Annotated in this window: 14 protein-coding genes and 1 pseudogene; 8 read left to right on the forward strand and 7 right to left on the reverse strand. The window is 69.0% G+C overall.

Translation table 11 applies throughout. The features are described from left to right. Positions 1-23: 23 nt before the first annotated feature. On the reverse strand, positions 24-371 hold the full coding sequence (locus tag ACFPP6_RS07390; protein WP_382038376.1) for an acyl carrier protein: 348 nt from the start codon (positions 369-371) through the stop codon (positions 24-26). Between the two features lie 381 nt (positions 372-752). On the opposite strand from ACFPP6_RS07390, the pseudogene ACFPP6_RS07395 reads away from it, so the two are divergent. The 3 genes and pseudogenes from ACFPP6_RS07395 to ACFPP6_RS07405 all read left to right on the forward strand — a co-directional run. Then, positions 753-1,261, forward strand: a pseudogene (locus tag ACFPP6_RS07395) (dihydrofolate reductase family protein); the annotation flags it as partial. Between the two features lie 4 nt (positions 1,262-1,265). Further along, positions 1,266-2,108, forward strand: a complete 843-nt coding sequence (locus tag ACFPP6_RS07400) for an alpha/beta fold hydrolase (RefSeq protein ID WP_382038378.1) — start codon at positions 1,266-1,268, stop codon at positions 2,106-2,108. Between the two features lie 215 nt (positions 2,109-2,323). Further along, positions 2,324-2,461, forward strand: a complete 138-nt coding sequence (locus tag ACFPP6_RS07405) for a hypothetical protein (RefSeq protein WP_382038379.1) — start codon at positions 2,324-2,326, stop codon at positions 2,459-2,461. A gap of 478 nt (positions 2,462-2,939) precedes the next feature. On the opposite strand, the gene ACFPP6_RS07410 is transcribed toward ACFPP6_RS07405, so the two are convergent. Further along, positions 2,940-3,569 carry a type III effector protein gene (locus tag ACFPP6_RS07410; protein ID WP_382038380.1) on the reverse strand — a complete coding sequence of 210 codons (630 nt, stop codon included), beginning with the start codon at positions 3,567-3,569 and terminating at the stop codon, positions 2,940-2,942. A 126-nt stretch (positions 3,570-3,695) separates the two neighbouring features. Between ACFPP6_RS07410 and ACFPP6_RS07415 the strand changes: the two genes are divergently transcribed. The 3 genes from ACFPP6_RS07415 (at position 3,696) to ACFPP6_RS07425 (ending at position 5,122) form a co-directional block, all read left to right on the forward strand. Then, a complete protein-coding gene (locus ACFPP6_RS07415; protein ID WP_382038382.1) occupies positions 3,696-4,127 on the forward strand; it encodes an Hsp20/alpha crystallin family protein in 432 nt (143 codons plus the stop codon). A 98-nt stretch (positions 4,128-4,225) separates the two neighbouring features. After that, positions 4,226-4,621, forward strand: coding sequence for a DUF2267 domain-containing protein (locus ACFPP6_RS07420; protein ID WP_382038384.1), 396 nt, complete (start codon positions 4,226-4,228; stop codon positions 4,619-4,621). Positions 4,622-4,678: 57 nt separating this feature from the next. After that, positions 4,679-5,122 carry a DUF2267 domain-containing protein gene (locus tag ACFPP6_RS07425; protein ID WP_382038386.1) on the forward strand — a complete coding sequence of 148 codons (444 nt, stop codon included), beginning with the start codon at positions 4,679-4,681 and terminating at the stop codon, positions 5,120-5,122. Between the two features lie 376 nt (positions 5,123-5,498). Here the strand turns inward: ACFPP6_RS07425 and ACFPP6_RS07430 are convergent, their stop codons facing one another. Then, the gene (locus ACFPP6_RS07430; protein WP_382038388.1) at positions 5,499-6,584 is read right to left on the reverse strand and encodes a hypothetical protein; all 1,086 of its coding nucleotides are present in this window, start codon (positions 6,582-6,584) and stop codon (positions 5,499-5,501) included. 238 nt (positions 6,585-6,822) lie between these two features. Between ACFPP6_RS07430 and ACFPP6_RS07435 the strand changes: the two genes are divergently transcribed. Further along, positions 6,823-7,212, forward strand: coding sequence for a DUF6461 domain-containing protein (locus ACFPP6_RS07435; RefSeq protein WP_382038390.1), 390 nt, complete (start codon positions 6,823-6,825; stop codon positions 7,210-7,212). A gap of 307 nt (positions 7,213-7,519) precedes the next feature. Here ACFPP6_RS07435 and ACFPP6_RS07440 read toward each other — a convergent pair whose 3' ends face one another. The 4 genes from ACFPP6_RS07440 to ACFPP6_RS07455 form a co-directional block, all read right to left on the reverse strand. After that, positions 7,520-8,290: an alpha-ketoglutarate-dependent dioxygenase AlkB gene (locus ACFPP6_RS07440; protein ID WP_382038392.1), complete on the reverse strand. Its 771-nt coding sequence runs from the start codon at positions 8,288-8,290 to the stop codon at positions 7,520-7,522. After that, positions 8,274-9,503, reverse strand: a complete 1,230-nt coding sequence (locus tag ACFPP6_RS07445) for a hypothetical protein (RefSeq protein WP_382038525.1) — start codon at positions 9,501-9,503, stop codon at positions 8,274-8,276. The genes ACFPP6_RS07440 and ACFPP6_RS07445 overlap by 17 nt, the downstream gene beginning before the upstream one ends. Positions 9,504-10,029: 526 nt before the next feature. Beyond that, complete coding sequence (locus ACFPP6_RS07450) at positions 10,030-10,776, reverse strand: dienelactone hydrolase family protein (protein ID WP_382038394.1); 747 nt, start codon at positions 10,774-10,776, stop codon at positions 10,030-10,032. A gap of 434 nt (positions 10,777-11,210) precedes the next feature. Then, complete coding sequence (locus ACFPP6_RS07455) at positions 11,211-11,585, reverse strand: hypothetical protein (protein WP_382038395.1); 375 nt, start codon at positions 11,583-11,585, stop codon at positions 11,211-11,213. Positions 11,586-11,685: 100 nt separating this feature from the next. Between ACFPP6_RS07455 and sigJ the strand changes: the two genes are divergently transcribed. Further along, complete coding sequence (gene sigJ / locus ACFPP6_RS07460) at positions 11,686-12,609, forward strand: RNA polymerase sigma factor SigJ (RefSeq protein ID WP_382038397.1); 924 nt, start codon at positions 11,686-11,688, stop codon at positions 12,607-12,609. The last annotated feature ends 49 nt before the right edge of the window (positions 12,610-12,658 follow it).

Raw genomic sequence — 12,658 nt, forward strand, 5'->3', positions numbered from 1 at the left:
CGCCGATCCGGAGCGTCCGGAGATCAGGCGGCCAAGGTCCACTCCGTGCCGTACCGGGCGAAGATCGCGGCCACGTCGACCGGTTCGGGCAGCACTGCCGCGCCGGCGGCTGCTCCCTCCTCGACGAGCGCGACGATGTCGCCGACCCGCTCCAGGGCCATGGTGCGCTCCGGGGGCAGCGCGTCGAGGCCGAAGCCGTCCTCGATGGTGAAGCCCAGCTCGGCCAGGGCGAGCGAGTGGTAGCCGAGGCCGCCGATCAGGCGCGCTTCGGGTGCGGCTTCGGCTGTCTTCTGCGGGGCGATGAGCGCGATCAGGCGGCTCACCGGGCCGGGGACGCTGTCGCGGCTGATCGTGGTACTGGTGTCAGTCATGCCCGCCATCCGCACGGCGAGCCGTGCGCGCAGGCCAGGCAAGGCTCCGGCAAGGCCTCGGCAACTCGCTGCGGCCGCACACCGATCGGCCGCGCCCGCGGATCGGCCCGGGAATCGCGAAGGTCGTGGAGCGGCAGACAAAGGCGATGCGTGAGCCCAGCCGTCGTGCCCTACCCGAGCCCGACGTCGTCCCGGACGATGCGCCGACCCTGATCGAGGCGGCTCGCGCTCAGCGTCGCCGCCAGGCCGCCGCGTCCGAAGCCGCCGCCCTTCGCCGGGCGCGGGCCGAGCGCGCCGGCCTGCCTCCCTCCCTCCACAGTGTCCCGGCCCGACCGGTGGGCCGTACGGCGTGAGTTCAACCGCACAGTGCCGCAGCGGGGCGCCCTGCACACGTGAGCGTTTTCCGACGACCCCGGCGACCCCGACGACCGCCGGGGCCTTCGCGAGGGAACCGCCCGCTCGGGCACCGTCGTCCTCGACCGGCCACCGCTTCGACGTTCTCGACCGACCGAAAGGGTGGGACGACAGTCCGGCTACGGCGTCGGCGAGGTCGGCAAGCTCGCGTTCGTCGTCGTGACGAGCTCGCCGCCGGAGTCAGTGCGGACAACCAAGGACAACCACCCTCGACTGGACGTTCGTCACCACTGGTCTGCCCGACGCCGTCACCGCCGCTCGCGAGCTGGCCGAGGCGGCGTTGCCGGACAGCGGCAAGGACCTCGACGTCATACTCATGGGCGGCGGTGGCCAACGCGCTGGCGCTGCACCTCGCGCCCATCATTCTGGGCGCCGGGACACCACTGTTCACCGCCGAAGCGCCACGCACGCCGGTGCAGCGGAGCGTAATCTCGACATCGACCACGACGCACCTGACCTACGACGTCTTCCGGTGATCCGATGACCACTGTCAACACCAATGAGATCGCCTTGGGCATCGAGTCGTTCGGTGACGACGACGCGCCACTCGTCCTGCTCGCGGGCGGGACGACGATGCTTTCCTGGCCCGACGCGCTGTGCGAGCGCCTCGCCGCCGGCGGGCGCCGCGTGGTGCGCTACGACCTGCGCGACAGCGGGGAGTCCACGACGAGGGATCCGGAGGCGCCCGCCTACACCCTGCGTGACCTCGCCGCTGACGCGGCGGCCCTTGCCGACGCACTCGGCGGGGGGCCTGCGCACCTCGCGGGGATCGGCGTCGGCGGGATGGTCGCCCAGGTGGCCGTGCTCGACCATCCGGGCGCGTTCTCGGCGCTCACCCTGGTCGGCACCCGCGCGGTTGCCCCCGGCCCGCCCGACGATGACCTTCCCGACCATGACCAGGCGACGATGAGCCGGCTGTTCGCGCGTCCGATGCCCGATTGGACCGACCGCGAGGCGGTTGCGGAGTTCGCCGCCGCCGGTGCTGAGATCCTCGGCGACGACCCCGCCGCCGCGCGCGCAGTCGCTGCACGTATCTGGGACCGCACGCCCGGCACCGCACCTCCGGTCCAGATGGCCAACCAGATGGGCATGGTGTTCTCCAGGCTCGACTGCAAACCCCGCTGGCGCGAGCGCCTGCCCGAGATCAAGGTCCCCACGCTCGTCGTCCACGGCCGCCGCAACCGGTTCTTCCCCGTCGGCAACGGCGAGGCGATCGCGCGCGAGATCCCCGGGGCACGGCTGCTCGTCCTCAATGAAGCCGCCACTGCGATCCCCGATGCGGCGGTCGGCGAGGTCACCGAGGCGATGCTCACGCTCGGGTAGAGGACGGCGGGTGCCGCGCGGGTCCGGCCTCCGGGCAGCAGTGGACGTCAAAGGCTCCAAAGGCTCGATCCGGCTGCGCGCCCGCGATCGGCACGGTTCCGACCCGAGGTTGTCCAGGATGCCTCTCTCTCGATCCATGTCCCACAACCAACTGGAGCACTCCGGACCACACGACCCCACCAGCAAGATCGCGATCTACGGCTGGAGCGTGCGGGGTGGAGGGTGGCGAGGCTGCGTACGACGCGCAGGACGGCGTTGCCGGGGGAGGATCGCTGCTCACGGCGTGCGCCAACGTGGCCGCCGAGAGCGCGTCCGGCAAGACGAAGCCCCGCACCGCGGCCGCGCCCTCGTGACGGGCGCGAGCCGACCGGGTTCGCCGCCGTGCTCCAGAGCGTGATGGTCGACCGCGCCTGGTGACCTGCCCGCTCCGATCGACGCCGTCCGTCTCCAGCGCCCACACCAGGCCGCGGCCATCGAGGCGGCCGCCCTCAGGGGGCTCGCGCCGAGCGTGCCGCCCGGCAGTGTGGAACGGCGGCCGTGGTGGCCCAGCGTGCTCCACTGCGGTCACCGCCTGAGCTGAAGTGGCGACGGGGCGCGTCGGCCAGGCCGCCTGAAAGGCCGGGGCCGGCCCGCTCGGCATGTCCGTGGGCGATGCGCGCGACGTCCTCGCCGAGGGTGAGATCAACGACCTGCTGGACGGCGACCGCGTCGCCGGTTGGGACGTCTTCACTGGTCGACCAGCGCGGCGGGGAGCTTGCGGGCCGCCGCCTTGGTCGGCCGCCGCAGCGCCGACTGTGCCTCTTCGGCGCCGCGCGGCGCGTGTGGGCGGGGCTAGGGCGGCGTGAGGGTGTCGAGCCGCGCGGCGAGGTCGGGGTGGGCCGTGGTCAGGTGGCGGCGGGTGGCGGCCAGAGGGGCGATGAGGGCGGCGGGGTCGTCGTGGGCGAGGGCTGTGTGGAGCTCGCCGACCGGGCGGCGGGCGGCGGGGGGAAGGTCGGTGAGTGCGGTGATCTGACCGGCGAGGCGGCGCAAGTCGGCAGCGTTGCGGCGGGCCCAGGTGGCGGTGGTGCGTTCCGCGGCGCGGGCCTGTCGGGTGGCCGTCACGCGCTGTTCGCCGGTGGTCCCGGCGGGGCCCGGGCGGCCGCGCAGGTAGCGGCGCTCGGCGGCCTGTCGGCTGGCGACACCGAGGGGGTGGGCGAGGTCGGCCCAGCTGGCGCCCGCGTCGCGGGCCGTTTCGATCAGACCGGTCTCCCAACCGGCGAGCTGCTCACGGACCTGCCGCAGCAGCAACAGGGAGGCCAGGGCCTGCTCCGGTGCCGGCCCGGCGCCGAGGGTGTCGGGGGCCTCGTGCTGGGCGGTGCGCAGTGCGTCGTCTATGGCGTGGAGGGCCGCCGCGGCGGCGAGGAACGACGCCGGGCTGTGGGCATTGGTGCTGGACGAGGACGGCTGGTCGGCCGGGGTCACGGACACCTCCCTCGGATTGTCGTCATGTGGACGACACCATGTTTGTCATCCATTGGATGACATGTTACAACGGTTTCAGTGAGGCGCATTGGCAGCAACTGCCCGAACCTCTGGAGGTGTTTTTCCATGTTGATGCGCACTGACCCCTTCCGTGAGCTGGACCGGCTGGCCCAGCAGCTGATGGGCCCGGGCACCTGGTCGAGGCCGTCGGCGATGGCGATGGACGCCTACCGCGAAGGTGACGAGTACGTGGTGGCCTTCGACCTTCCCGGTGTCACCGCGGACGCGATCGACATCGACGTCGAGCGGAACATGCTGACGGTCAAGGCCGAACGCCGGCCCGTGACGAAGGCCGACGACGTGCAGATGGAGCTGTCCGAGCGGCCGCTGGGCGTCTTCTCCCGCCAGATCGTGCTCGCCGACACCCTCGACACCGAGCACATCAAGGCCGACTACGACGCGGGCGTACTCACCCTGCGCATCCCGATCGCCGAGCGCGCCAAGCCCCGCAAGATCTCCATCGGCGTCGGATCCGGCCACAAGGAGATCTCCGGCTGACACCGGCCGGACGGGTGCGGAGGACGGGCACCTGATCTTCCCTCATCCCGCCCTCCGCACCCCGTGGGCCGTCCGAAGAAGGAAGGGGTGCGGCCGAGATGACTCTGCGACGCACAGCGTTCCTCGACCACGTGAAAGAACGCGGCGAGTACGAAACCGTGGAGGAAGCCGAGCGCGCGGCCCGGGTGGTGCTCGCCCTGCTCGGCGCGCACCTGGTCGGCGAAGTCCGCGCCCGGCTCGCGGCACGCCTGCCGGAGGACTTCGCCCTGATCCTCCTCAACCCGCTGCAGAGCGCCGAGCCGCTGCCGCCGGAGCGGTTCGTGCGGGCGGCCGCGGCCTGGATCGAGGGCGCCACCGAGCAGACTGCGACGTGGGACGTCAGCGCCGTGCTGTCCACGGCCGCCGACACCGCCGGCGACGACCTGCTGGGGCAGATCCTGCTCCAGCTCCCCGCCGGCTACGACCTGCTCTTCGGCCGCTCCCAGCCCACCTGACCCCTACCTCGGTGCCGCACACCGGCACCCCCGGCTCCACGAAAGGCATGCACCGCAGTGATCACCGACGTGCGCGTACCGTTTGAGCACCAGCAACCGTACGGGACGACGTATGAGCAGATGCTGGAGAAGGTCCGCTACGAAGGCGCCTACCCCACCCGCGAGAGAGCCGATGAAGCCGTCCGCCTGGTCCTTGCGGGGCTGGGACGCCAGCTGACCGGCGACGAACGCGTCGACCTGGCCGCCCGGCTGCCCCTTGAGGCCGCACGCGTCCTCACCGCGCAGATCCCCGACACCCAGCCCCTGACCGGCTGGGCCTTCGTCAAGGACCTCGCCGCCCGCACCGGCGCCTCCCTGGCCACCACCCGCTGGGACACCGGCTCCGTCTTCTCCGCCGTCGCCGCCCACGCCGGCCCCGACCTCATCACCCGCATCCTCCACCAGCTTCCCACCGGCTACGCCCTGCTGTTCGGCCGCGCCGAACTCACCCCCGCCGCATAAACAGGCCGTGCCCCTCCGGCGCCAACGCGGTTGGAAACGGTGACCCGTGCACGCGTCGTACAGACCCCACGGGACTCGTGCCGTGGGCGGCCCCGGCACCGCGCCGCGTCCCGGTCACCCCTCCGGCAGGGCTCCTCGCGGCCAAAGGCCCCGATCGCAGATCGGGGCCGACAGCGGCGCGACGTCATGCGTAGCTGTCTCCTACGGCCTCGGGCATTGACCGAAGCTCGGAGGCCAGCGCGAGATGCCCGACATACCCATGATCAAGATCATGTGAAACCCGATGCCGTGCGAGGCCGCCGGCGTGACCTCTCGGACCTGGTGGTCGTTGTCGCGTCGTGCAGTCATCGGACTCATCGGACTCATCGGGCACGCCTTAGGACCGCGTAGCCCTCCCGCACTCGTCCCCGGAGGACTCGCTCCGCCCGACCGGCGCGCTGCGGTCGTACGGGTCGATCTCCGTGCCGGCTCCGTCCGCCCGGCGGTCCGTGCCGAAGGGCGGGGTGAAGTAGCCCGTGGGGGCGCCGCAGCCGCCGTTGGTCATGTCGTACTTGTACGAGACGATCGAGAACGTGCCCGGCTCGGTGACCACCTTGTCGGGGTCGTCCCAGCTCAGGACCAGCTCGCGCCGGACGATCGTGCGTACGATCTCGTCGCCGCCGTCCGCGTCCGCGCGGGTGACCGGGTAGACGAAGGTGACGTCGGCGGTCACCTGGAGCGCGCCGCGCTCGCCCTCCCGGTACGTGAGCCGGCCCCGGGTCTTCACGACGTCGCCGACCAGGTGGGTGCGGGAGGGCTGGAAGCGGCTGAAGAGGAGGAGGGGGTCGTTCTTCTCGCTCGGGGTTCGGAAAGCGGTCTTCAGAAGGTCTTGGACGTCCTTCTGGCGCGGGTTGATCAGCGCAATCGCCTTCTCGGGGCGCTCGCCCCGCAGCACCCCGCGGTCCAGACCGGACGCGACGAGGAAGTCCCGGCTGCTGGCGAGGGCCCGCTCGACCTCGGCCGCGTTCATCCAGCCGACCGCCTCGGCCTTCGGCACGGTGATCCCCGCCGCTCCGCTCGCCCAGCCCGCCGCCGGCGAGCCGCGGAACGGCTCGTCCATGGTGGGGCGCTGGGCCGACCCCGCCGGGGGCACCTGGGCCGGGCGGGCCGCAGACGGCGGGGAGTCAGCACCGGCGAACAGGTCCACTACCCGCCCCGGCACGAGCGCCACCACCAGCAGCACCAGCAAGGCCAGCAGCCCGACCACGTACCAGCCCGTGCGCCGCCTGGGCCGCACGGGCGTGTAGCTGCGCCAGCCCTCCAGACCGCGGTCGGGCTCCGCACGCAACCGCTTTGCCACGTCGCGGGCCCGCGCCGACGGCTCCTTGGGCGCGTCGGCGGCACCCGCCACCGATTCGCGCAGAAACCGCTCCCACTCCTCGTCGGACCTGGACGAGCCGTCCGGCTCCGTACCCGCGCCCATCCCAGCCCCCTGGCAATCAGTAGTCAGCGGCCCACTCCCCTGGGACGCGTCCGCATAATGACACAGAGTGCTGACAGTGAGGACGGCTGGGCGGAGGTGTGGGCGCCACCCCTTCTCAACTGGCGAACCGAAGCGCTCAGTCGCAGCCGGCCGGCCTCATTCTGCTAAGCGCTGAAAGCCCTCACGTGATCACCGTCGCTTCCTCGCGGCAGTGCAGGGCCGTAGCCTCCGCTCATGAATGGGGCGCACGGAGGACCTCGGGTCCGACGGGTTCGTTGCGGATGGCGGCGAGGTGGCCAGGGCAGGTGAGACCTTCGGGTGGGCTTACGCCATCGAGAGCTTTGGCGCTGCGTTGAACGATGAGGCTCTCGTCGAACGTGCCTCGGTCGGTACCCGGCTGATCTGCTTTCGGCGGAATGTCAATTCGGCTTCGTGGCTGACCTGTGCGGTGGATGGCCGTGTGGTCTGCCCATACGACCCGCTCCACCGGACGACTATGAGGCTGAGGGTTTCGCCATTGCCGGGTTGGTCGAGGCGAAGGACCGCACGGGGCGCGTGCTCCAGGAGTTGGAAGCTTGGGGGGTTGGCGTGCCGCGGAGCTTGGATTTCGAGGATCTCCCGGCGGTGAGGATCCGGTCCTGAACGTGGCCGGCGGGCCGGACGGAGTGTCCGATCCGCCGGCCATCCCCGGGCTAGTAGACCCAGGCCCAGAACGGGTCGCCGTCAAGGATGCGGTTCTTGACGTAGTGGCGGGAGAGGTCACCGCCGATTCCTTCGTTGTCCTTCTGGACGATCCCAGATCGGGCGCTTGCTGCCGTGCCGGCGGGAGCCGACGAGGCCGGGGCCGACTTTTCGGATCAGGAGGAGTCAGGGATCGGGTCGCCGGCGGGTACGCCCCTGCGAATGAGCCCTCCCTGGTAGGCGCACCTTCAAGGTCAGACGGGCGGCATCAGATCGCTCTCGCTGATGGTGTACGTCAGTGGGGGGTAGATGAAGTCCGTTTCATTGTTCTCACGGCGCCGTAGTCGGTAGAACTCGCGCCTCTGCTCATCATCGGCCGATATGAGGCGCACACCCTGCGGGAGGTAGACATGTCCGTCGCGAAACCGAACGAAGGTCTTTGACGTTCGAAACGTTACCCCCAGCCATTGGTTGTCCGCCGTCCGGCCGGGCGTGTCCAGTACGATTTTGTGCCTGAGTCGCCGATTCGAGTCGACAGAAAACGCGACGACACTGTTGTGGGCGAGGGGGATTTCGAACTTCTCGGCGTCGGGCTCCTTTGATTCGAAGATCAGCTTCCTCGGCGGGATCGATTCGGGATGCTGGTAGCAGGAGAAGACGGCGATGAAGGACTCGTTGGCCAGATCGAGGGCTTGGTCGGAATGACTGCCCATGGTGGTGTAAGCGTTCGTGTAGATCTCGATGAGAGAGTTGTTGAAGCCGACCGGAAGCGCCGCACGGTCTTGAATCTGTTGCGCCAGCCGTTCGTGGACCGCCTGGAAACGCTGCGTCGGGTTGCTGTATCGAGTGGTAGTGCGTACGAGAGGCACACCTCCCGTCTCGTCGATCTTGGCAAGCACGGCGCCTCGCCGGCCTTTCCCTACGTCTTCGAGACGAGCCGACGCGGAAAGCTCCGCAAAGAGATTCTCCTCGGTCGGCAAAGTGCACGAGAGGATCTCATCCGAGATCCTAGGCTCGGGGGGCAACGTAGTCTCCCGTGTTCATGCTGAAGAGAAATTCGTCGCCGTAATCGATGAAGGACGAGGTCCTGTTCTCCTCGGCATACAGCCTGCGCAGCTCGTTCATGCCGGCCGGTGTGGGTGGCCCCAACTTCACCAAGTCTTCGGCCATCTTGAGGAATGTGTGGCCGTTCTTGTGCACGGCTTCGGCGCTCGAACAGCGCACCACGTATCCCAGGCGGGTAGGGAGCAACTCGGCATCCAACGCCGAGGGCCGGATTTCGTGCGTATACAGACGGTTGGTGGACAGCGGCATGAAGAACACGGAGCCGGGGTGGAGAGTCAGGGTGAACTGCTGGGGGAGAGCGACCCCGTCGCGTTCTTCGGTCGGCTCCTTGAGGCGGAAATGGAGTTTGGTCAGCCCGCTGGCGCCCCTCACGCCGTAGTCGAAGGCGTCTTCGGTCAGGGGCTGCAGCTTGTCGAGCCGGTCATAGAAGGTGCAGAAGGCCATGATGCCGTTGACGGGCATGTCCTTGGTCTTGTCGGCATGGGCCGAGATCTTGGCCTTGGACTGCTTGCGCTCGGCCGTGGCAAGGGTGTTGTGGTAGATCTGAGCGAGGACGTGATTCAGCGGTGCCTGGTTCCGGAAGACGGCGGCGGCCTCGCGGTTCAGGGCCTCGACGATGCGCGTGTCGGTCAGGCGAAAGTTCTCGGTCGGCCCCGAGAGATTCGTGGAGCACCGGAGCAGGCGGAAATGTAGTTCGTCGCCGTTTTGTGTGACGGGCGTCAGATAGATTCCGCTGCGATGGGCTGTTCCAGGCTTGGTGGATTCCGTCAGAGACTGGAACGCGTGCTCCGCACGGATCCGCCCGAAGTGATCGGCGTCGAGCCCGAAGAAGCGGCGGTAGTACACGCCGACGCCGTGTACGCGGATGGGAACTCGACCGAGGTCGACGAGGGCCCAAGAGTTGTCGACGTCCTCGTGGTAACCGTGTGATAGGTCCCGGATGACGAATACCCGGGCAGCCGCATGCAGTTGGCGGCCGCTGATCCCGGATATATCCCCACACAGGTAGACGGTCTTCCGAGCGAGGTCGGGCGAACCAGAAGCGAGGTCCTCTGGCGTGATTGCGGACCCGAAGAAGTCCCTGATCAAGTCATTATCTTGCAGCGTCGAAGGCGCAACCAGGATGTTGCTCGCCTCCTCGATGCAGGCTTCTGTCAGCCCTGTTGTGTACATCAAACGGTACCCGCCATTTGCAGATCTTGGTGGATTGCTCAAAATCGTGGACATGGCAACGGCCCGCACTCTTTCATTTGCGTTGCGAAGCGTAAACGAAAGGAGAACGGACCGTTGAACGTTGATGCTCTCACGGGGCTCGAAAGCGGGCAACGGTTCTGCTGTACAGGCGGGTGCGGAGCTGCTCGGCAAGGTCGTGAGGCCGGGCGGACGGCCCGCGTCGATCGGGCTGTGCCAGTCGGTGATGCTGGTGGTCTGCCTGAGGCGCAAGAACCTCACGCAGGAGGTCGCGGGTGCGGTCTTCGGTGGCAGTCCGCCAGTCCACGGTCAGTCGCGGATGGGACCTGTTGAGGTCGACTCATCCGGCGGGCCGTCGCGTCGGCCATATCCACGGGGTTGACGAGCACTTTTGGGCGATTCCCCGGCAGCCGCTCCAGCCGCCAGCCATCACTCAGCGTGCACGGGCCACAGAAGTTGAGCCCTGGCCAGCACGGCTACCGACTGCTGGTGGCCTGACGGCCCGGCGTCACTTCAGGTGCCGGGTGAAGAACCGGGCCGCTGCGTCCCCCGCGAACTGCGGGACGCCGATGTGCCCGCCCATATTGGCGTGCAGCGTCTTCTCCTTGGAGCCGAAGGCGTCGAACAGGTCCAGGGCCGCCTGCCGGTCGTTCCCTTCGTCGTCCCACTGCAGCAGGACGTGCAGAGGAATGGTGACCTGGCGGGCCTCCTCGAACATGGCGCGAGGGACGAAACTCCCGGCGAACAGAACAGCGGCCGAGATGCGCGGCTCGACCACCGCCAGCCGGGTCCCGATGGAGATCACTCCCCCCGAGTACCCGACCGGGCCGCCGATCTCGGGCAGCGACAGGAGGGCGTCCAGGGCGGCCTGCCATTCCGGGACCGCCTTGTCGACCAGGGGGAGGATGAGGGCGTCGATGATCTCGTCGCTGACCGGCTCGCCGGCCTCCATGGCCCGGCGCAGGTCGGCGAGGGCCTGCTCGGCTGCGGGCCAACGGGGCCGGTCGCCGCTTCCGGGGAGCTCGATGGTGGCCGTGGCGAAGCCGTCCGCCGCGGAGTGCCGGGCTCGGGCCACCAGCCGGGGGTACGTCTTGCGCAGCCCCAGAGGAGGGGGGCTGAGCAGGATCAGCGGCGCCGGTACGGATGCGGATCCGGATCCGGATCCGGGCGTCCACAGGATGCCAGGGATCTCGCCGAGGATGAATTCGCGCTCGAGGACAGCATCGTCGAGACGCTGTTCAGAAGTGAATTCCATGGTCGTGCCTTTCGGGAGTGCCATGGAACGGCGCTCCCGGACGACCTATCGCCCGACCGTGACCCCGGAGGGGAGCACCCATGTCGATACGTTCACGGGTACCACCTCCTCGCTCTCTCGCACGGCCTCCGGAAACGTAGCAGTGGCTGCGGTGGTTCCGCCAACGGGTTTTTGCGGAGGCTCAACCGCTGACGGACGATCTACTACGCAGACAGCCGCCCATGACCACCCTGAGCACCCCGGAGCACCGGTCACACCAGCCCTTTGACCTGCGACTGGCAGGATGTCCCGTTTCTGCATTTCACGCCGGTCGGATGGCCGTCGTAGCCCTTGTCGCCGAGCAAGGCGTCCGGGCGCTTGCGTGGGCGTCCGGGCCGGCCTGTGACGGGCGGGGTGTCGCAGCTCGTCGAAGACCCGAGCCTCGTGCCAGCGGCTCAGTCTTGGCGCCGAGCCAGCGCCAGCACACTCAGGCCGAACATCAAGACGCCCAGGGGGAGGTGGACCGACGAGATGTGCGCGATACCGAGCACGACCTGGGCTGAGGCGAGTACGAGGAATCCTGACGCGTGCCACACAGGCCGCGGCGAGCCGCCGCCCGGCTTCCACGCCAGCACCGCAGCGAGCAGGTACAGCATCGACGCCCCGTACATCACGCGGGCTCCGACGCTGTGCAGCGACGCTCCGTAGGACGAGGTCAGCAGCAGTCCGGCGGAGACCGCTTGAAGGAAGATGGTCAGAGTCTGCAGGGCGATCGCGGTCCGCAGGAACGAGGAGTTGCGGTGTGCGTTCGTCGTCACCTTGGTGGCCATATCTCGGTCCTCTTTCTGCCCTCGGGCAGCAGGTCGATAAGGTCTCACCAGTCCGACGACGCGGGCTTGCGAAAGGTAAGGCGAGGAGGCGGCCGGAAGCATGGGGACGGTCGGGACCAGCGCAGATGAGATAGCCGGCGAGCGACACCAGCTGATCAATGTCGCCTACCGGCTGCTCGGTTCGGTATCCGAGGCTGAGGACGCCGTACAAGATGCCTACGCACGCTGGTACGGGCTGCCGCGAAGCCGGCAGGAGGAGATCCGTACTCCCGCCGCCTGGCTGACGACGGTGACCAGCCGCATCTGCCTGGACCTGCTCGGCTCGGCGCGAGCCCGCCGTGAACGCTATGTCGGCGTGTGGCTGCCCGAGCCGCTGCCCGACCGAACCGAGTGGAGCCGCGCGGGCGGCGCCGATCCCACCGGCCGTGCAGACCCCGCCGACCAGATCGTCCTGGACGAGTCGGTGACCACAGCCTTCCTCGTCGTCCTGGACTCCATGACGCCCGCCGAGCGGGTGGCGTTCGTCCTGCACGATGTCTTCCGGTACCCGTTCACCGAGATCGCCGGCATTCTCGGACGGACTCCTGCGGCATGCAAGCAGCTGGCAGCCTCCGCCCGACGGCGGGTGAGCGTTGCGCGCGCTCCGGTGCCGACGACCGGCCAGGCGGACGTGGTGAGGCAGGTCAAAGAGGCATGGGAGACCAAGGACATAGCTGCCCTCGTCGCTCTCCTCAATCCGGCTGCCGTGATGACCGCCGACGGTGGCGGCCTGGTAGGCACCGTCCTGCGCCCGGTCGAGGGCGGTGCGCGCATCGCCCAGTACATGGTGGCCATCGCCGACAGGGCTCCGGGGCTTGAACTCCTGGAGCGGTCGGTCAGCGGTGTGCCGGGCCTGGTGGCCCGGCGTGCCGGCGTCGTCACGACCGTGGCCTCTTTCGACGTCTCCAACGGTCGTGTCAACCGGATCTGGGCGGTCCGCAACCCGGAGAAGCTGCGGCCGTGGGCGTGGGAGGACTACCGGTAGTTCCTTAAGTCCGGCGGTCTATGACACCGTCCTGCGCAGCAGTTCCCTT

This window comes from Streptomyces aureoversilis, from assembly GCF_042657885.1.
GTDB lineage: Bacteria > Actinomycetota > Actinomycetes > Streptomycetales > Streptomycetaceae > Streptomyces > Streptomyces aureoversilis.

Excerpts from the sequence above, each read along its gene's own strand:
- ACFPP6_RS07435 (WP_382038390.1), top strand. The coding sequence starts at position 6,823 with ATGGGGCGCACGGAGGACCTCGGGTCCGACGGGTTCGTTGCGGATGGC.
- sigJ (WP_382038397.1), top strand. The coding sequence starts at position 11,686 with ATGGGGACGGTCGGGACCAGCGCAGATGAGATAGCCGGCGAGCGACAC.
- ACFPP6_RS07420 (WP_382038384.1), top strand. The coding sequence starts at position 4,226 with ATGACTCTGCGACGCACAGCGTTCCTCGACCACGTGAAAGAACGCGGC.
- ACFPP6_RS07430 (WP_382038388.1), bottom strand. The coding sequence starts at position 6,584 with ATGGGCGCGGGTACGGAGCCGGACGGCTCGTCCAGGTCCGACGAGGAG.
- ACFPP6_RS07450 (WP_382038394.1), bottom strand. The coding sequence starts at position 10,776 with ATGGAATTCACTTCTGAACAGCGTCTCGACGATGCTGTCCTCGAGCGC.
- ACFPP6_RS07390 (WP_382038376.1), bottom strand. The coding sequence starts at position 371 with ATGACTGACACCAGTACCACGATCAGCCGCGACAGCGTCCCCGGCCCG.
- ACFPP6_RS07445 (WP_382038525.1), bottom strand. The coding sequence starts at position 9,503 with ATGTACACAACAGGGCTGACAGAAGCCTGCATCGAGGAGGCGAGCAAC.
- ACFPP6_RS07400 (WP_382038378.1), top strand. The coding sequence starts at position 1,266 with ATGACCACTGTCAACACCAATGAGATCGCCTTGGGCATCGAGTCGTTC.
- ACFPP6_RS07455 (WP_382038395.1), bottom strand. The coding sequence starts at position 11,585 with ATGGCCACCAAGGTGACGACGAACGCACACCGCAACTCCTCGTTCCTG.
- ACFPP6_RS07415 (WP_382038382.1), top strand. The coding sequence starts at position 3,696 with ATGTTGATGCGCACTGACCCCTTCCGTGAGCTGGACCGGCTGGCCCAG.